We start from the raw sequence: 17,082 nt of genomic DNA, 5'->3' as shown, positions 1-17,082 counted from the left end.
AGCGCAGCAGGGCCGTTAGGCTCCGCCGGTGACAAAGCCGAATCGTTTTCAACTCTCCTTCGATGGGCGCACGTACGCCGTCGCGGTCGACGGACACGACGTGAGCGAGCACGTGACAGCGGTTGATGTCCACGCTGTGCCGCACGACCTCCCACGCGTCGTGGTGCACTTGCGTCCGACCAGCACGTGGCCGACCACGCTGGATCTGCTCGCCCGGGTCGAGATCGGTGTTCCCCCGGATGCTGGCCCGGCAGCCGCCGCGTTCCTGGATGCGCTCGACCCGCTGGAAGTCGAACGGGCCGCGCTCGCTCGGATGGACCTGGAGAACGTGCCAGGTGGCGGCACAGCGGCGGTGCTGCGGCAATTGGTGGAATGGGCCCGTGGCGCTTGATCTGTCGGGGGTGCGCCGCGTTGTGGAACGGCTCCTCGATGACGAGCTCCGGTTGTGGCGGGACACCGACGGTGACACGGGTGACGAACTGGACGAGGAGACAGGCGAGCTGAGGCCCGCCGGCCAGGTGACCGTGCCGCTGTGGGAAGGGACTGGGGCCATCGTGCGTCCAGGGCAGCTCTCGGTCGCCCCACCACTGGACGGGGCGGTCGCGTCGCTTCCCGCCCTGACCGCGTACCAGGCGCTGCTGCCCCTCTCCGCGCCACAGGTGACGGTCGACGACGTGCTGAGCGTCTCTCGATCCGTGCGTGACGAGCAGCTGGTGGGCCACCAGTTTCGGGTTGCGGAAGTCGCTGTCGGTACCTATGCGGTGGTGCGCGTGGTGCGCCTGGAGGTGATCAGCTGATGGTGCTGAATCCCCATCCCAACGCGCATCCCGACGCGGCCGCGTTCCGGGACCCGATCGCGTTGGCTGCGGAGCTGGCGCGCATGGGGCCGGCCGTCCGGGCCCGGACGCGGGCGATCACCCGGCATCACGCCATGCTCCTGCGGGTCCGCATCCAGAAGAACGCCTCCGGGCGGCCCGGGCCGAACGTCATCACCGGCCAGTACCGGGCGTCCTGGGACGTCAGGGTGACCGTGACCGGAGGGCAGGTGAGCGCCGTGGTGTTCACGGAGTCTCCGCAGTCACATCGGCTGGAGTACGGCTTCGTCGGCGTCGACCGGCTGGGGCGCCAATACCGGCAACCGCCGTATCCGCACATCGAACCCGCCTTCCGGCAGACCGAGCCCGGCTTTCTGGAGGCGCTGCGCAGCGGAGTGCTGCCACGGTGAGCCCTCCTCGACTGCCACTCACCAGGGCGCTCATCGACGTGCTCACCACCGGGACCGGGCGGCCCTGCGGGCTCACCGTTCTGCCACGCGCGACTGACGGCGGGCCAGCGGCGTACCCGTACCTGATCCTCGACAGCCTGCCCGGCGAGTTCTCCGGCCCGTCGTTCGCTAACTGGCACGCGGACGCGAACTGGACCTACCAGGCGACCAGCGTCGGTGAGCGGGCGGACCAAGTGCAGTGGCTCGGAGACCGGGTCCGTGGCACGCTCTTCGACCGCACGTCGGGCGGCTGGCGTACGGACATCCAGGTCGCCGGGATGCGGGTCATCGACCGGGAGTTGACCTACGACGCCGATGGAGAACCGGTTGACGGTTCACAGGGCAGTATCGTTACCTACGTGCAGCGGTTCACGATCACCGTGACGCCCGCCGCCTGATCCCCTTCGATTCACGACACCTCACCGCGGAGCCACGCGGACGCCCGGCCGACCAGCCCGGCGCAGCACCCGTCCAGGAGTGCCCCGTGGCTCAGCAGCGCTTCATGCGGCGCGGCATCACCAAGATCCTGTGGTTGACGAAGGTGGCCTCCGCCGGCCTCGTCCCGACCCGTGCGGAGATCTCGGCGCCGAACGCCACCGACCTCACCGAGGCGATCAGCGACGTCGACGGCTGGTCGCTGACGAACGAGGCGATCGAGACGCCGGACATGGCGTCGACGTTCTCGTCCTCCATCCCGGGCAACGACAAAGCGGAGAACTCCTCGATCACCTTCTACGAGGACCAGCTCAGCGACACCATCGAGACGCTGCTACCCAAGGGTGCCGTCGGCTTCGTCGTCTTCCTGCGCAAGGGCGACATCCCCGGCTCGAAGTCGATGGACACCTTCCAGGTCCAGGTGGCCTCCCGCACTGCTCAGTACAACGCCGGCAACGAGGCCGCGAAGTTCCAGGCGGTCTTCTCCATCACCTCTCCGCCGGCCCTCGACGCCGCCGTCCCGGCCGCCTCCTCCACCTCTACCTCCGCCTCGTCCTCGTCGTCGTCCGGAGGCAGCTGATGGCCGCCGGAAAGCCTCAGGGCCTGGCCACCTGGGAGCAGAAGATGGAGCGGCTGCGGCGCCGCTCGCTGCCAGAGCGCGTCCTGCGGATCTGCGACAACGCAGCCTTGCGGGCGGAGTACGACGAGGCCAGACGAGCCGCCGACCGTGCGCGGGTCCTGGCCAGGAGCGACGCGGACAACGGCCTCCTCGCCGAGCGAGCCGCGGAGACAGGTCGGCGGTACGACGCCGCGGCCGAAGCTCTGCGCGCGGCCTCGATCCACCTCACCTTCCGCGCGCTGCCGCGCCCAGTCCTCGAGGAGCTCCTCCACACACACCCGCCCACCGACGAACAGGCGGCCGACGGGTCGGCGTTCAACCCCAACACCTTCCCCGCCGCGCTCATCTCGGCGTCGTCCACAGACGGCATGACCGAGGTCGAGGCCCGCGAGCTGCTGGACGTCTGGTCGGCCCCGGACGCGAACGCCCTGTGGGAGGCCGCCTGGGAGGTGCAGCAGGAGGCCCGTACCGACCGGGCCGACCTGGGAAAAGACTGAAGGCCGACCCGCAGCTGAGGGCCGAGCTGGAGCTGTGCGAGCAGTACGGCATCCCTCACTCGCGGTTCCTCGGCGGGGACGGCCGTTGGAGCGACCTGGACCGGGCCAAGGCCCTGGCCTGGCAGCAGTGGCAGCGCGCGGTGTGTCCGGACTGTCGTACGCGGCTCGACGAGTGGGACCAGGCCGTGGGCGGGCACCGGCACGCGTACGTCACGGACACCGTGCGCTGTCCTGGCTGCGAGCTGATCGCCCAGGAGCGCGACCAGGTGCCCGAGGGACGCGCCGGGTACGGCATCAAGGTCACCCTGCTGCCCCGGCACGCCTATGAGGCGCTGCAGCGCGACGCCCCGCCAGACCAGTCCGACCAGTCCGAGCTGACGACGGGCGGGCGGTGAGCGGGCCGGATGGCGACCTACAACCTCACCGTCCAGCTGACAGCTCAGGCCAACAGCCTTATCTCCGGCCTGCGTTCGGCCGCCGACGCGGCCCAGGACCTGGGCCGCCGCACCCGCGACCTCGACCGCCGTCTCGACACACTGGACGCCTCCAGCCGCCGCACCGCCCGGCAGATCAACACCCTCGGCGCCCAGGCTCGTACCGCCGCCTCCCGCCTCGGCACCCTCAGTGCACGCGGCAGCCAGACAGGTCGCGGGCTGCGCCAGGCGGGCAACGACGCCAACACGCTTGAGCGCTCTCTCCAGGGCGCCGGCCGCCAGGCCACCGCCCTCACCAGCCTCCTCGCCGGTGGCGCCCTGGTCCTCGGCACCGAACAGCTCGTCGAGGAGGGCAACCGCTACCAGCGGCAGATGAACACCTTCCAGGCGGTGACGGGGGCCACCGCCGGGCAGATGCAACGTGCGGCCTGGATGGCCAACCAGCTCGGTAACGACCTCACCCTGCCGACCACCACCGCGGCCGACGCCGCCGAGGCGATGGTGGAGCTGGCGAGGGCGGGCTTCCGCACCGACCAGGCCATCACGGCCACCCGCGCCTCGCTCGAACTCGCCTCCGCCGCCGGGGTCAACGCGGCCGACTCGGCGCGCTACCTCGGCTACATCATGGACCAGTTCGGCCTCGCCGCCGACCAGGCCGCCCGTGCCTCCGACATCCTCGCCGCTACCGCGAACAACGCCTCCGGCGGCATCATCGACATCTACTACGCGATGCGCTACGCCGGTCCGGTCGCCGCCGGCCTCGGCGTGAGCATGGAGGACGCGGCCAGCGCGATCGGCATGCTCGGCAAGGCCGGCATCCTCGGCCAGACCGCCGGTACCGCGCTGCGCGGCATGATGGCCAACCTCGCCGCGCCCACCAAGGAGATGCGCGACGGCCTGGAGGCCCTGGGCATCGAGGCCTGGGACGCGCAGGATCGGTTCAAGGGCCTGCGGTACGTCATCGAGGAGCTGAGCCGCTCCCAGCACGAGATGTCCCAGCAGGACTTCACCGCCGCGGTGAAGAAGGCGATGGGCAAGCCCGCCATGTCGGGCGCCATCGCGCTGGCCCACCAGGGCACCGAGTCCTTCGACGCACTCAGCCAGGCCGTACGGGAGAGTGGCGCTGCCGCACAGATCACCGCCGCCCGCGGACAGGGGCTCGCGGGCGCGATGACAGTGCTGCGCAAGCAGGCCCAGCAGACCGGGCTCGCGCTGTACGACGCGATGGCCCCGGGCCTGGAGTACGTCACCCGGCTCCTGACGCGCGGCATGTCCAGCGCGACCCCGTATCTCGTCGCCGCGATCGAGTACGGGCGCGACCTGGCCACCCTCTACGGCCCGGAACTCAGGGACAGCGCACGCGGCGGACTCGGCGAACTGGTCGAGGAGGCCGAGCAGCTCCTCGGCCCGCTGCAGGCCCTCGGCGAGCACGGCCTGGCCACTGGGCTGAACCTCCTCGTCAACGCGGCCCGCACCCTGGGCGAGGTCCTCGGCAACGCCGCCGAGGGCGCCGCACCGGTCGCCTCCGCGCTCGGTGTGCTCGGCGGCGAGTCCAGCGGAGCCAGCACCAGCCTCGACGTTCTCGTCACGGCCGCCGACCTCGCCATGTCCGCGGTCGCCGGGCTGTCCGCCGTGCTCGTGCCGGTGGGTGAGGTGGTCGGATCTCTGGTGCGGGCGTTCGGGTCGCTGCCCGGGCCCGTGCAGACGGCGATCGCCGCCATGTTCCTTGCCCGGCGCCTCGGGCCGGTGCTGGGCGGGCTCGCCTCGACGGTGGGCGGTCGGCTGACCGGTGCCTGGCGGGGCTTCGGCGCGCAGATGCAGGTGCAGCAGAACCTGGCCGCGCGGTCCGGGGTGTCACTGTCGAGGTACGCGGCGGCGTTCGCGGTACTGCAGACGCGGATCCCCGTGGTGGGTCAGATGGCCGCCGCCTTCCGCGGCGCACAGGGCCCGACGTCCGGTTTCGCCGGCACGCTCAGCGGCGTGGCCCGCGCGGCCGGGGCGGGGCTCCTCGGCGCCGGCCGTGGGCTCGTGGCGTTCATGGGCGGGCCGTGGGGTGCCGCCATGGTCGCCGCGACCTTCGGTCTCGGGCTCCTCGCCGACCAGCAGCGGAAGGCCGCCCAGGCGGCGGCCGAACACGAGCAACGGGTGAGCACGCTCACCGACGCGTTGCGCGAGTCCAACGGTGTCGTCGACGACAACGTGCGCCGGGCCGCCGCCCAGACCCTGCTCGACACCAAGGTCCGTGACGGCAAGGAGAAGCTCGTGGACGTCATGGAGAGTGCCGGCGTCTCCATGCGCGAGCTCACCGACGTCTACCTGGGACAGGGACAGTCGCTGGAAGACCTGCAGGCGGAGCTGGACGCGACCGCCGAGGCGAACGTCAAGTGGATCGCCACGCAGAACGGCGCCGCGAAGACGTACACCGACACCGGCCTGAAGGCCCGGACCGCCGCGGACGCGCTCGGTGAGGTCAAGGGCGAGATGGCCGAGAGCGTCAGGAACGCCAAGCGCCTCGCCGACGCCAGCAGCGACACGAAGGCCGGGACGAGCGCGTACGACCGGCTCAGGACCGCCGTGGGCGACCTCGCCGACAGGACCGCCGACGCCGACACCCGGACGCGTGCACTGAAGGACGCCCTCGACCTCCTGTCCGGCGGCAGCATCTCCCTCCAGGCCGCCGAGGCCCGCGTCAACAGCGCCGTCCTCGACGTGAACGAGGCCATGGCAGACGGCATCGACAAGGCCGACGGCTACGGCAAGGCCCTGCTGAACAACAACGGCACCCTGAACACCGCCAGCCGTAACGGCCAGCAGCTCTACCAGTCCCTCACCTCCCTGAGCGACGCCGCCGCCGACGCGTCCGTCTCCGCGTACGCCCTCGCCCAGCAGAACGGGCGGCCGCTCACCGAGTCCCTGTCGGCGGCCCGCGCGCAGATGACGAAGGCGAGGGCGGCCGCAGTCGAAGCGGCCCAGGGCTACGGGCTGACGCGCGCGCAGGCCGAGGCGGTGGCCGACAGTCTCGGCCTGCTGCCGTCGAGGGTGTCGCTCCTGCTGGAGACGGAGGGCATGGACTCCACGCTGGCCGATCTCCTCGCCGTCCAGGCCGAGTTCGACCGGTTCCCGAAGAAGACCACAATCCAGGTGGACTCCCTCAGTACGGAGGCGCAGAAGGACCTCAAGGAGCTGGGCTACAGGGTCGAGACCATCCCGGGCACCCGGCAGATCAGGATCACGGCTCCGACGAAGAGCGCCCGCGGCGCACTCCAAGCCCTCATCGACCAGCTCAGCACCACTCCCGACCGCAAGACGGTGAAGGTCAGCGCCGCGACAGCCGGCGCGCTCACCAGCCTGAAGGCCGTGGAAACCCAGCTGACCAAGACGCCGTACGCCAGGACCGTCACCATCAGCGCGCCAACAGCGGCCGCTCGCAAGGCACTTCAGGACCTCGGCTTCCAGGTGCAGGACATGCCGGACGGCCAGGCCGAGGTCACCGTCCCCGTCCAGCCGCCGCTGACCGCGCTCCACACCATCCAGGGCGCGATCAACAACATCACCGGCAACAACGTCGGCGTGGGCGTCTACCTCAAGGCCACGTCCTGGGACCGGGACGGCAACGGCATCCCCGACGCCATCCAGGCCCGCGCGGACGGCGCGGTCGTCGACTACTTCGCCAACGGTGGCGTACGGCGTGAGAACCACGTCGCGCAGATCGCCCCCGCCGGCTCCTGGCGGGTGTGGGCCGAGCCGGAGACGCAGGGTGAGGCGTACGTGCCGCTCGCCGCAAGCAAGCGCCCGCGCAGCAAGACGATCGTCGAGGAGGTCGTCCGGCGCTTCGGCGGTGACGTCACCTGGTACGCGGGCGGCGGCCTGTCTGGCTGGTCCTACAGCCCCTCCGCCGGGAGCGAGTTGATCTCGGTGACGACGATCCGGTCGGACTCCATGCGCACCGTGAAGCGGAAGGGCAAGGAGGTCGAGGTCTTCGACCTGTCGAAGTTCGAGAAGAACCTAGACAAGGCGGAGAGGAGGTCCGAGCGGTGGCGCAAGGACCTGCGAACCGTCGCCGGCCGGGCGGGCCAGGACGTGGCCGACGCGTTGGAGGCGATGGGCGAGGACGGCATCGAACTGACCCACAAGATGGCCACCGGCTCGTCGAAGTACCTCAAGGAGATGGCCTCCGACCTGGAACGGCTGGGGCTGGTCGCGAAGGCGTCCCTGGGTGACTTCACCACCCAGCTCAAGCGGGCCGTGAAGGACCAGAGCGCCTTCGAGAAGAACCTGACCACGCTCGCAGCCCTCGGCTACGGGGACCTCGCCGCGAGGCTCGCCGAACAGGGTGACGAAGCCGCGGAGGACCTGGCCGCCGAGGCAGTGAAGGACAAGAAGAAGGCGAAGAAGGCCGACGACACGGCGAAGGCGGCAGACAGGACGCTCGCAGCCGAGGACCTCACCGACCTCCTCGACATCATCGGCGCGATCAGGTCGAGCAGCACGGGCATCCACAAGGTCGCCGACACCACCGGCCTGGAGGAGGACCGCGTCATCGAGGTCGGCAACCTCGGCAGGTCACGCATCAAGGCAGCCCTCGGCTCCCGCGCATCGAGGTTCCTCGACGACCTGGCCAAGGCGACCAAGGGCCTGGCCTACGCGAACGGTGGCGTCTGGGAGCCCGGGATCTACTCCTCTCCCACCGCCCTGATCAAGTTCGCGGAGGCGAGTACGGGTGGTGAGGCGTTCATCCCACTCGCCTCCGCCAAGCGCACGGCGGCGACGGCGGTACTCGCCGACGTGGCGCAGCGCTTCGGCCTCCAACTCACCTCAGACACAGGACCAGTTGGTCCCGTGCACACGGTCGACGCCCGCCCGGCCGGATCCGTTCAGGTCGTCGTCGTACGGGAGCAGCAGCCGCTGATCGGCACCATGCCGGTCACCGTGTCCTCAACTCAGGCCAGTCCACAGCAGATCGGCGCCGAGGTCATGCGCCGCCTGCGCAACGCGCGGAGAGGTGGCCGGCTGTGACGGCGGAACTCGCCGAGTGGCAGATCGAGGTCGCCGGAGTCCTGATCGGCGCCGGAACCGACGTCCTGGTGAGCGAGGTCGAAGGTCTCGGTATCCCCGAACTTCGTACACAGGATGTGGATAACCCCGTCGGGGACGGCGCGTTCCCCGGCATCGACCTCTACAGCGTACGGACAATCCGTGTCGAGGCGGGCATCCGCACCACCGGCAATCCGGCCGCGGCCCTCGACGTGCTGGGCCGGCTCCACCGCGCCGCCGACGATCCCGCGGTACGGACGGACGCGGGTGCGCAGTCCGTGCTGCGCCTGCGCTGGCCGGGCCGTACGACGCGTCGCCTCTACGGCCGTCTGCGCCGAGTGGAGACCACGAGCACCGCGAACACGCTGCACGGCTGGATCCCCCTCGACCTGGAGTTCGCGGCACTCGACCCACGCTTCCACGCCGACGACGCCTCCGCCCTCACCCTCGCCCTGTCCGCCGACGGCCTGGGCGGCTTCCGCGCGCCGCTCGTCGCCCCGCTGACGACCGGTGTCGCGATCCCCGACGAACGGCGTGGCTGGGTACACAACGACGGCGACCTACCCGCCTGGCCGTCACTCCGCATCACCGGACCGTGCGCCAACCCGCGCATCCGCCACGTCGAATCGGGTCAGGTCATCGAGCTGTCCGTCGCCCTACGGAGCGGCGAACAGGTCGACATCGAGACGCGGCCCGGCACCCGCTGGATCCTCCGCGACGGGACCGGCAACCTCGCCCCCGCGCTCTCCCTCGCCTCCCGGCTGGACACCTTCGTCATCCCGCCGGGCACCTCGGAGATCTGGTGGACCGCCCGCGACTACACCAACGCGACCCGGCTGGCCGTGACCTGGCGCGCGGCCTACGCCGCCCTGTAGCCCACCGAGGAGTTCCCACGTGACCCTGATCAACCCACCGCTGCTCACCCACGGCGGCACGCACGCCGCCCGGGCCTTCCGCATGATGGTCCGCGATCTCGCCCGCGGCTCGCAGGGAGTGACCGAGGGCGACGACCTGAAGGTAAGGCAGCTGTCCACGCCCGGCGCCGGCGTGCGGGTGGCGGACGGCTCCGCGGTGATCCGAGGTGCAGCCTGGGGGCAGGGCTCGTACACGCAGTACAACATCGGCGACGCCACCGTGCCCATCGCGCCCACCGGGGCCACCGCCCGCTCGGACCTGGTCTGCCTGCGAGTGGAGGACCCGGAGTACGAGGGCACACTGAACCCGGAGGTCGACGAGATCGGCTACTTCCACGTGGTCAGCAACGTGTCGGCCACGGCGACGACCGTGCCCTCCGGGATGACCGCGATCCCGCTCGCCCGCATCGACATCCCCGCCAACACCACCGTGATCACGGATTCGGTGATCACCGACCTGCGACAGATCGCGAACCCACGCCGCGAGCGACGCCTGTACACCGCCTTCCCCGGCTCCCTGAGCACGCTGACGTACTCCGACAACAAGTGGCACACCTGGCCGGTGGCGGCCAAGTGGTCGGTGCCCGTGCCCTCCTGGGCGACCACGGCGAAGCTGGTCACCACGGTCGCCGGGCTGCGGCTGACCCGCGCGGACGTGTACGCGAGGATGCAGAACGTCCTGGGCGGCGCCGTCTTCGGCCAGGACACCGCCATCGACGACGACCAGGGATCCGGAACCCGCCGCAACACCGTCGTCATCGCCGACAGCATCACCGTCACGGCCACTCTGCGCGGCACCACGCAGAGCCTGTACGTGCAGACGTACATGTCGAAGAGCGAGACCGGCGACCTGTCGGTCGACGCCGCCACCTCACTGGTCGCGGACATCGAGTTCACCGAGAGCGTGCGGTGAGGCCGAGCCGATGACGACGTCCTACCGCTACCGCAGCTGGCACGCCCTGACCGGCGAACCGCTGGCCTCCGATCTTCCGCTTTCCGAGGTCGAGTTCGGCCTGTCCCTCAACGCGACCGGCGACCTCACCGGCCGCCTGGAGCCGCGCTTCGCCCACCTCCTCCCCGCCCAGCTCGATCCCGGCAACACGCTGCTCACCGTCGAGCGGGACGGCACCCTGCTGTGGGGTGGCATCGTCTGGCGTGCGGAGCCGGAGGGTGCCGCGTACCCCGTCGAGGCCGCAGGGTGGGGCAGCTACCTGCACCGTCGCCACGACGTCCACGGCAACCTGAACGGCCGAGGCCCGTACACCTACGCAGACCCCTGCCAGGTCATCCGCGACGTCTGGGCGTACGCGCAGTCCCAGCCCGACGGCGACCTCGGCGTGACCGTCGACGGCACCACCGGCAAGGCCACGGCCGGCACCCCTGCCGAGCCGTACACCACCGACTGGTGGGAGGCCCCGCTGCTCGGCGAGGTCGTCGACGACATGACGCAGGTCGACGGCGGTCCCCAGTGGACCGAGACCACCGACTGGAGGCCCACCGGCCGCCCGGGCGGCCGCATCCGTCTCGGCTGGCCCCGGCTGGGCACCCGTCGCACCGACATCGCCTTCACCTCCGGTGTCAATGTCGCCACCACCGTCCCGGTGTCCTACGACGCCGACGAGTACGCCCAGGTCGTCATCGCCCTCGGCGCCGGAGAGGGCCGCAGCCGACGCCGCGCGATCGACGCGATCCGCAACGGACGCCTCCGTCTGGAACACGTCCTCGAAGTCCCTGCCGAGAAGGCCAATGACCGGCTGGCGGCCCGTGCGCGCGCCGAACGCACCTCCCGCCAGGTCCTCGGCGAGGTAACCGAGATCCAGGTCCTCGACCACCCGGCCGCCCCGACCGGCAGCTGGCAGATCGGCGACGACGTCCGGGTGTCACTCCACGACCAGTGGTCGGACTACGACGGCTGGGGCCGCGTCACCGCCTGGACCCTCCGCCCGCCCCAGGGCAACGACCCCGAACGCGTCACCCTCACCCTCGCCCGCGCCGACCGTTTCACCTACGGGAGCTGACCGACCGCCATGGCCAACGACCTCGCCAAGCTGGCGGCCCGCATCGCCGCCCTCGAACACCGTCTCACCCAGCAGACCCGCACCTCCCGCCTCGCCTACTCCTCGCTGGAGAACGGCGCTCTGGACGTGTACGACGAGGACGGCTCGTTGCGCGCCGTCATCGGCCAGCAGCCCGACGGCACCACCAGCGTGAACGTCGTCAACGGCCCGCCGCCCTCGCAGCCCACCGCGCCGATCGTCGCATCCGTCCTCGGCGGCGTCACCGTCTCCTGGGACGGAGGCTTCACCGACGGCTCCACCGTCTCCCTGGACTGGGCCCGGCTCGAAATCCACGCCTCCACCGACGCCACCTACGACCCGAGCCCAGCCACCCTCCAGGCGACGATGGAGACCGCCCAAGGTGCGACCGTTGTCGTGCCCTGCGATACCGACGTCTACGTGCGCACGCTGGCCCGCAACACCTCCGGCGCCGCCTCCCCGCCCACGGTGGCAGTGGGACCGTACGGGCCGGCGCCCGTCATCGCCGACGACGTCCTGGACGGCATCGTCACCACGATGAAGTTGGCCGACGACGCGGTGACGGACGCCAAGGTCGCGGTCGCCGCGATCGACTCCGTCGCGCTCGCCGACAACGCGGTCACTGCCGGGAAGATCGCGGCCGGTCAGATCCTGGCCAGGCACCTGACCGTGGGCTCCGTGCAGGCCGGCGCACTGGCCGCGGCCTCCGTCTCCGCCGACAAGATCGCGGCGAACTCGGTGACGACGGGGAAGATCGCCGCGCTGGCGGTGACCGCTGACCAGCTGGCCGCGAACTCGGTGACAGCTGCCAAGATCGCGGTCGGGTCCGTCGACGCCACGCACATCAAGGCCGGAGCGATCACCACGGACAAGCTCGACGCCAACGCGATCAACGGCAAGGTGATCACCGGCGCCACCGTGCAGACGGCCACATCGGGGGCCCGTATCGTCCTGAACGCCTCCAACCTGACCGGGTACGGCACCGGTGGCAGCAAGATCGGCATCGAACCCAACGCCACGTACCCGTACATCTACTGGTCGTCGAGTGACGGCACGAACAAGGCGGTCGCCAACGTCTCGGGCGGCAGCGCCGACGCCAACCTGGGTCTCAACAGCGGGACGTTCGTCGACTCCGCCGACAGCGTCACCTACAAATGGCGCACGTGGTTCGGCAACGACTTCTGGGTCGCCGAGCGCGTCAACGCCTCTACCAGCGCGCCCAACGGCGGCCGCCTCTACCTGGGCAGGAGCACGGCACAGTTCAGCGCCGGCCCCAGCGGGACCATGACCCTGACGGCAGAGGCCGGAATCCGCGCCGCAGGGACCTTCCGCGCCGACAACATCAGTGTGGGCACGGTGTCGATCAGCCCCGTGGCGGGCACCCCCACGTCCGTCACGCTCTCTGGCGGCAGTATCAGCGGCACCAGTTTCCGTGCATTCGTCACGCCCATCACGTCTCTGCCCGGGACCCAGGTCCTCGGGGTCAGCTGCAACAACGTGAGTTCCGCCGGGATGACGATCTGGCTCACACGCACCAACACCACCACGACCGGCGTCTACTGGATGATCATCGGAGATGACTAACCCATGGCTGCCCAAGACGACGAAACCGAGCCCGAGCCGGTCACCCTCGTGGCCACATGCCGAACTTCCGGCTGCCCATCGCAGGACCAGCCATTCGTCGGCACCTACTACGCCAACGCGGAGCCGCCGCTCTATCGAGGCCTGTGCATGGGGTGCGGCCAGCCGGTCAGCGACCTGAGGCTTGTCCCGTAAAGATCTTCGAGTCAGCGGGGCCGTGATCGGCTACCGCCCGCGCTGCTCGCCTACCGGCTGAGTGCGAGGTTGTGCAGGCGGGCGATTCCACTCATCGCGTGATGGACTCCGTCGCCCCGCCGAGCCTTGGGTGGCGCCCCCACCGGCCCTTGGCGACCTGGGTCAGTCGAAGAGGGCAACGACTCCGTTTACCCAGATCGCGAGAAACGCAAGGGCCCCCACCAGGCAGCCGACGCCCGCCAGCACACCGCCGACCGTCCACGGCTTGGAGGGCGCCTCCTCGCACTTCTCCTCCAGGCCGTCCCGATAGGAGTCGGGGTCGTCCCAGTCGACGGAGTGCCCCAGCTCCTCGGCGCAGGCGGTCCGCACTGCGACGAGCTGCTTCTCCGCGAAGGAGGTGGCAGCCATCGCCTCGGGGCTGCGCCAGGCGATGGCCTTCATCCGCCATCCGGGAGACCCGTACCGCGCCTCGAAGGCGGCGGTCTCGTCGGCGTTGCGGTCCTCTTCGAGGTACATCCAGCGTCCGGCCTCGGCGGCATCGCCGTAAAGCCGGTATACCTCGGCCAGACGCCGGCGGAGTGTCAGGTCGTACGGGAAGGAGGAGACGAGACCGCGCAAACGCTGGCGCGCGACGGGAACCCGGCCGGCTGCCAGGTCTGCATCGACTCGGGCAAGGGTCTCTCTCAGGGGCATGAACAGATGATCGGGTACCGCACCGGTTCACGTCGACTTGGTTTGTTGCTCAGCACTTGCCGCTCTCGACGGCAGCGACTGAACCCCACCGAGACGGGACATCCTCAATTACCGGACAGCCCTTGATGGCGCAAACGCCCTGATCGGAGAGAAGGGCGCGGCTGGGTGAATCAGCGGTTGGGAACCGTCGAGGTGACACAGCGGACGCCCGCTCTTTGCAATGGCTGCACGAGCGCGACGGGGCGGTTCACGCTCCAACGTAGACGAGCGCGAGCCCGGGGACGGAAACGCGGGCCACTTACGTCCGCCACCGCTGAACGGCCACGTGAGTTAGGCTCCGCGCGGTGGGTGACCCTCTACCCAACATGTGCAGCCCGATCTTGAGGGACCGCCAGTTGGCCACTGGCGCGGTTCACTCATGCGGAGGCGCGGGGGAGAAAGCGTCCTGACGTGGCTCTGCCACTGTCCGCAGACCAGTTCCTCGCCGCCCTGAAGAGGTCCGGCGTCCACGTCGTCGAGCACGGCGACTGGCGTACCCACAACCGCAACCACAAGGGCGCCTGGGGCCCGGTCCACGGCGTGATGATCCACCACACCGGCCCGTACTCCACCGAGGCCGGCATGGTGGAGCTCTGCCGTACCGGCTACACCTCGCTCCCCGGGCCGCTGTGCCACGGCGTCATCGACCGCTCCGGCACCGTGCACCTCGTCGGTTACGGCCGCGCCAACCACGCCGGCTCCGGCGACGACGACGTCCTCAAGGCCGTCATCGCCGAGAGGTCGCTGCCGCCGGACGACGAGGCCAACACCGACGGCAACTCCCACTTCTACGGCTTCGAGTGCGTCAACACCGGCGGTGGACAGGCGTGGCCGCAGGCCCAACTCGACGCCATGCACAGGGTCAGCGCGGCCCTGTGCCAGGCGCATGACTGGAGTGCGCGATCGGTGATCGGCCACAAGGAGTGGCAGCCCGGCAAGCCGGACCCGGCCGGCATCTCGATGGACGACTTCCGCACCGCGGTCGCCAAGCACCTCAGCGGAAAGCCGACCAGCAGCACGCCGTCGAAGGACAACCCCGAGTACGCGCCGTTCCCCGGTGCTGGCTACTTCCGTACCGGTCGCCGCTCTGCCCTGGTCACCGCGATGGGCGAGCGGCTCGTCGCCGAGGGCTGCGGGAGGTACGCCAAGGGCCCCGGCCCCTCGTGGACCGAGGCCGACCGGCGCTCGTACGCCGCCTGGCAGCGCAAGCTCGGCTACTCCGGTGACGACGCCGACGGCATCCCCGGCCCGACCAGCTGGGCCAGGCTCCGCGTCCCCAACCCCTGACCCACGGCATCGAGAGGACAACTTCCCCGTGGCCACCTCCACCAGAACGCCCAAGCTCCTCGCGGACATTGCCGAGCGCTCCGTACTGACGTACGTCGAAGCGTTCCTCGGCCTCCTCCTCGCGTCCGAGACGACCAACCTCGTCGCCCTGTCCACACTTGAGTCGGCGGCCATCGCCGCGATTCCCGCGGGCCTCGCCGTCGCCAAGGGCGCCGTCGGCTCCCTCCTCGGTCGCGCCGGCACGGCTTCGTGGCTCCCGGCCGACAGCGACCCGGCCTCCATCACCATCAACTGATCAGGAGCAACAAGCGCCATGCCCGACGGAGAGATCGCCCTGGAGCTCGCCGAACTCCGCCGCGCCCTCGAAGTCGGGCTCGCGCGGATCGACGGCCAACTCGCGCTTTTGGTCCAGCGTTCCGACCAGACTGACAAGGCCATCGAGGAACTGGACGGCCGGGTCACCGCTCTCGAGCGCTCCCGCTGGCCACTCCCAACTATCAGTGCACTCACTGGTGTTGCCGCATTCGCTGTCGCCCTCTGGTCGGCACTCGCCCGGTGAACCCGGCGGGCCCACCGGCCACCGCAACCGCGTCAGCGCGTGACGGCAATCACGCTCTTGATCGGAGCGACACGCTCTTTATGAAGATGCTATGAGATCACGTGTTCGATAAGTTGTGCCGCGACCATCACTCTCAGTCGCAGGGGGAACAACTTTGCGTACACGCAGGAGACTTGCGGCCCTCATATCCATCGCAGGCGTGGGCATAGCCCTGCCGCTCGCAGGAGCGGCACCGGCACAGGCGGCCGCTCCGACGACCGCCTGCAACACCATGTACAGCGCCCAGATCACCTTCTGGGCCATGACCTGCAGCCGACCGGGTCAGCCCGTGATCGGCGGCTTCGCCACCTGGCGGAACGTACCGATCACCTACGACCAGGTCAGCACCACCGCGACCGTGCAGACGGCGAACTACCTGCGCGTGACGCCCAACACCGACGGCAACGAGTTCGGCCGGAACATCGAGATCGGCCTGTACGCCGAGAAGACCGGCAAGACCACGATGAAGTACGGGCCCCGCTGGACCGAACTCGGCAAAAGCGGCGGACGCACCAAGGCCATCACCGCCGGAGTGAACCCCACCAAGCAGGACAAGCGGAACCACACCTACATGGTGGTCCGCCAGGCCACCGGCAACCAGTGGGACGTCCTGTACGACTTCAACACCGTCGGTAGCACCACCGACCAGCTCAAGGTCATCGGAGGCGCCACCAACCGCGTCGACGTCGGTCTCGAGGTGACGGGCCCCCAGTACACGAACGTCCCGAGCATCGCCAACCGCATGCAGTTCATGGACGGCAACAAGTCCTGGCACCAGGTCGCCACGAAGAACGTGGCCAAGGTTCTCTCGCTGCCCGCCTGCAGCAGCACGAACAAGCCGCCGTACTGCTTCACGAGCAAGCTGACGGACACCACCACGTTCACCCAGTGGTCGGCGAGCAAGCCGCGCAAGCCGGCGCCCTCCGTCACTGTCACGCGAGCCTCGGCCGTGCCGTCCTCGTGGGCTTTGCTGCGGCAGGCCGAGGGCATACCGGCCGTCGTCAACGGCGTCGACCAGAACGCCTTGTCCTCGTGTCTGGACCGGGACCCCGACAGCTGCCTCCAGACGGTGCCCGGTCTCGCCGAGTGCGTGCGGACCGCCCACGTCTGCAACGCCGTCGCTGTGGAAGCCAAGCCGCAGGCCATGGCCGCCCGCGCCGTCGGCGACGCGCCCAGCGCGGCATCCCTGCGCGAGCGCGCCGCGCACTCCTTCGCCGTCGACCCACGGCACGTCGACCTGGCCCGGTCGTCGACCACCGGGGAGCGGTCCCTGGGCACCGGGACTGAGCCGACGTGGACCGTCAGCTCCCAGCAGATGACACCGGGACTCGAGCACGACCACCGGCGCTACCGCGGCTTCACCGCCGTGTACTCGGCCCGAACCGGCCAACTCCTCGAAGCCTGCTGGGGCGGGATGTGCCGTTCCTGACCGGACGGAACCAGCAGGACTCCACCC

17 protein-coding genes are annotated in these 17,082 nt (G+C 70.1%); 16 read left to right on the top strand and 1 reads right to left on the bottom strand.

What is annotated here, in order from left to right:
* Positions 1-28 precede the first annotated feature (28 nt).
* From ACGF5O_RS21925 to ACGF5O_RS21870, 12 genes are all read left to right on the top strand, one after another.
* The gene (locus tag ACGF5O_RS21925; protein WP_393811523.1) at positions 29-391 is read left to right on the top strand and encodes a hypothetical protein; all 363 of its coding nucleotides are present in this window, start codon (positions 29-31) and stop codon (positions 389-391) included.
* On the top strand, positions 381-797 hold the full coding sequence (locus ACGF5O_RS21920; RefSeq protein WP_393811522.1) for a DUF6093 family protein: 417 nt from the start codon (positions 381-383) through the stop codon (positions 795-797). The genes ACGF5O_RS21925 and ACGF5O_RS21920 overlap by 11 nt, the downstream gene beginning before the upstream one ends.
* Positions 797-1,225, top strand: coding sequence for an HK97 gp10 family phage protein (locus tag ACGF5O_RS21915; RefSeq protein ID WP_393811521.1), 429 nt, complete (start codon positions 797-799; stop codon positions 1,223-1,225). The genes ACGF5O_RS21920 and ACGF5O_RS21915 overlap by 1 nt, the downstream gene beginning before the upstream one ends.
* Positions 1,222-1,662 (top strand): hypothetical protein, encoded by a 441-nt coding sequence (locus tag ACGF5O_RS21910; protein WP_393811520.1) that lies wholly within the window; start codon positions 1,222-1,224, stop codon positions 1,660-1,662. Before ACGF5O_RS21915 ends, ACGF5O_RS21910 begins: the two co-directional genes overlap by 4 nt.
* A gap of 86 nt (positions 1,663-1,748) precedes the next feature.
* On the top strand, positions 1,749-2,279 hold the full coding sequence (locus ACGF5O_RS21905; RefSeq protein WP_393811519.1) for a hypothetical protein: 531 nt from the start codon (positions 1,749-1,751) through the stop codon (positions 2,277-2,279).
* Complete coding sequence (locus tag ACGF5O_RS21900) at positions 2,279-2,815, top strand: hypothetical protein (RefSeq protein WP_393811518.1); 537 nt, start codon at positions 2,279-2,281, stop codon at positions 2,813-2,815. Before ACGF5O_RS21905 ends, ACGF5O_RS21900 begins: the two co-directional genes overlap by 1 nt.
* Entirely contained in the window at positions 2,749-3,210 is a 462-nt protein-coding gene (locus ACGF5O_RS21895) for a hypothetical protein (RefSeq protein ID WP_393811517.1), read from the top strand. Before ACGF5O_RS21900 ends, ACGF5O_RS21895 begins: the two co-directional genes overlap by 67 nt.
* Before the next feature lie 9 nt (positions 3,211-3,219).
* Positions 3,220-8,265, top strand: coding sequence for a phage tail tape measure protein (locus ACGF5O_RS21890; protein ID WP_393811516.1), 5,046 nt, complete (start codon positions 3,220-3,222; stop codon positions 8,263-8,265).
* Positions 8,262-9,158 (top strand): phage distal tail protein, encoded by an 897-nt coding sequence (locus tag ACGF5O_RS21885; RefSeq protein WP_393811515.1) that lies wholly within the window; start codon positions 8,262-8,264, stop codon positions 9,156-9,158. Before ACGF5O_RS21890 ends, ACGF5O_RS21885 begins: the two co-directional genes overlap by 4 nt.
* Positions 9,159-9,177: 19 nt before the next feature.
* Positions 9,178-10,110 carry a hypothetical protein gene (locus ACGF5O_RS21880; protein ID WP_393811514.1) on the top strand — a complete coding sequence of 311 codons (933 nt, stop codon included), beginning with the start codon at positions 9,178-9,180 and terminating at the stop codon, positions 10,108-10,110.
* A 10-nt stretch (positions 10,111-10,120) separates the two neighbouring features.
* Positions 10,121-11,215: a hypothetical protein gene (locus ACGF5O_RS21875; RefSeq protein ID WP_393811513.1), complete on the top strand. Its 1,095-nt coding sequence runs from the start codon at positions 10,121-10,123 to the stop codon at positions 11,213-11,215.
* A 9-nt stretch (positions 11,216-11,224) separates the two neighbouring features.
* On the top strand, positions 11,225-12,817 hold the full coding sequence (locus tag ACGF5O_RS21870) for a hypothetical protein (RefSeq protein WP_393811512.1): 1,593 nt from the start codon (positions 11,225-11,227) through the stop codon (positions 12,815-12,817).
* 354 nt (positions 12,818-13,171) lie between these two features.
* On the opposite strand, the gene ACGF5O_RS21865 is transcribed toward ACGF5O_RS21870, so the two are convergent.
* The gene (locus ACGF5O_RS21865; RefSeq protein ID WP_393811511.1) at positions 13,172-13,702 is read right to left on the bottom strand and encodes a DUF6584 family protein; all 531 of its coding nucleotides are present in this window, start codon (positions 13,700-13,702) and stop codon (positions 13,172-13,174) included.
* Between the two features lie 450 nt (positions 13,703-14,152).
* Between ACGF5O_RS21865 and ACGF5O_RS21860 the strand changes: the two genes are divergently transcribed.
* From ACGF5O_RS21860 to ACGF5O_RS21845, 4 genes are all read left to right on the top strand, one after another.
* On the top strand, positions 14,153-15,028 hold the full coding sequence (locus ACGF5O_RS21860) for a peptidoglycan-binding protein (protein WP_393811510.1): 876 nt from the start codon (positions 14,153-14,155) through the stop codon (positions 15,026-15,028).
* Between the two features lie 28 nt (positions 15,029-15,056).
* Positions 15,057-15,323 carry a hypothetical protein gene (locus ACGF5O_RS21855; protein ID WP_393811509.1) on the top strand — a complete coding sequence of 89 codons (267 nt, stop codon included), beginning with the start codon at positions 15,057-15,059 and terminating at the stop codon, positions 15,321-15,323.
* An 18-nt stretch (positions 15,324-15,341) separates the two neighbouring features.
* The gene (locus ACGF5O_RS21850; RefSeq protein WP_393811508.1) at positions 15,342-15,587 is read left to right on the top strand and encodes a hypothetical protein; all 246 of its coding nucleotides are present in this window, start codon (positions 15,342-15,344) and stop codon (positions 15,585-15,587) included.
* 199 nt (positions 15,588-15,786) lie between these two features.
* A complete protein-coding gene (locus ACGF5O_RS21845; RefSeq protein ID WP_393811507.1) occupies positions 15,787-17,055 on the top strand; it encodes a hypothetical protein in 1,269 nt (422 codons plus the stop codon).
* The last annotated feature ends 27 nt before the right edge of the window (positions 17,056-17,082 follow it).

The organism is Streptomyces sp. NPDC048291 (assembly GCF_043201715.1).
GTDB lineage: Bacteria > Actinomycetota > Actinomycetes > Streptomycetales > Streptomycetaceae > Streptomyces.
This window is presented reverse-complemented; position numbering and strand designations above follow the sequence as displayed.

Coding starts and splice junctions, on each gene's coding strand:
- ACGF5O_RS21890 (WP_393811516.1), top strand. CDS start 3,220: ATGGCGACCTACAACCTCACCGTCCAGCTGACAGCTCAGGCCAACAGC.
- ACGF5O_RS21850 (WP_393811508.1), top strand. CDS start 15,342: ATGCCCGACGGAGAGATCGCCCTGGAGCTCGCCGAACTCCGCCGCGCC.
- ACGF5O_RS21875 (WP_393811513.1), top strand. CDS start 10,121: ATGACGACGTCCTACCGCTACCGCAGCTGGCACGCCCTGACCGGCGAA.
- ACGF5O_RS21870 (WP_393811512.1), top strand. CDS start 11,225: ATGGCCAACGACCTCGCCAAGCTGGCGGCCCGCATCGCCGCCCTCGAA.
- ACGF5O_RS21900 (WP_393811518.1), top strand. CDS start 2,279: ATGGCCGCCGGAAAGCCTCAGGGCCTGGCCACCTGGGAGCAGAAGATG.
- ACGF5O_RS21915 (WP_393811521.1), top strand. CDS start 797: ATGGTGCTGAATCCCCATCCCAACGCGCATCCCGACGCGGCCGCGTTC.
- ACGF5O_RS21865 (WP_393811511.1), bottom strand. CDS start 13,702: ATGCCCCTGAGAGAGACCCTTGCCCGAGTCGATGCAGACCTGGCAGCC.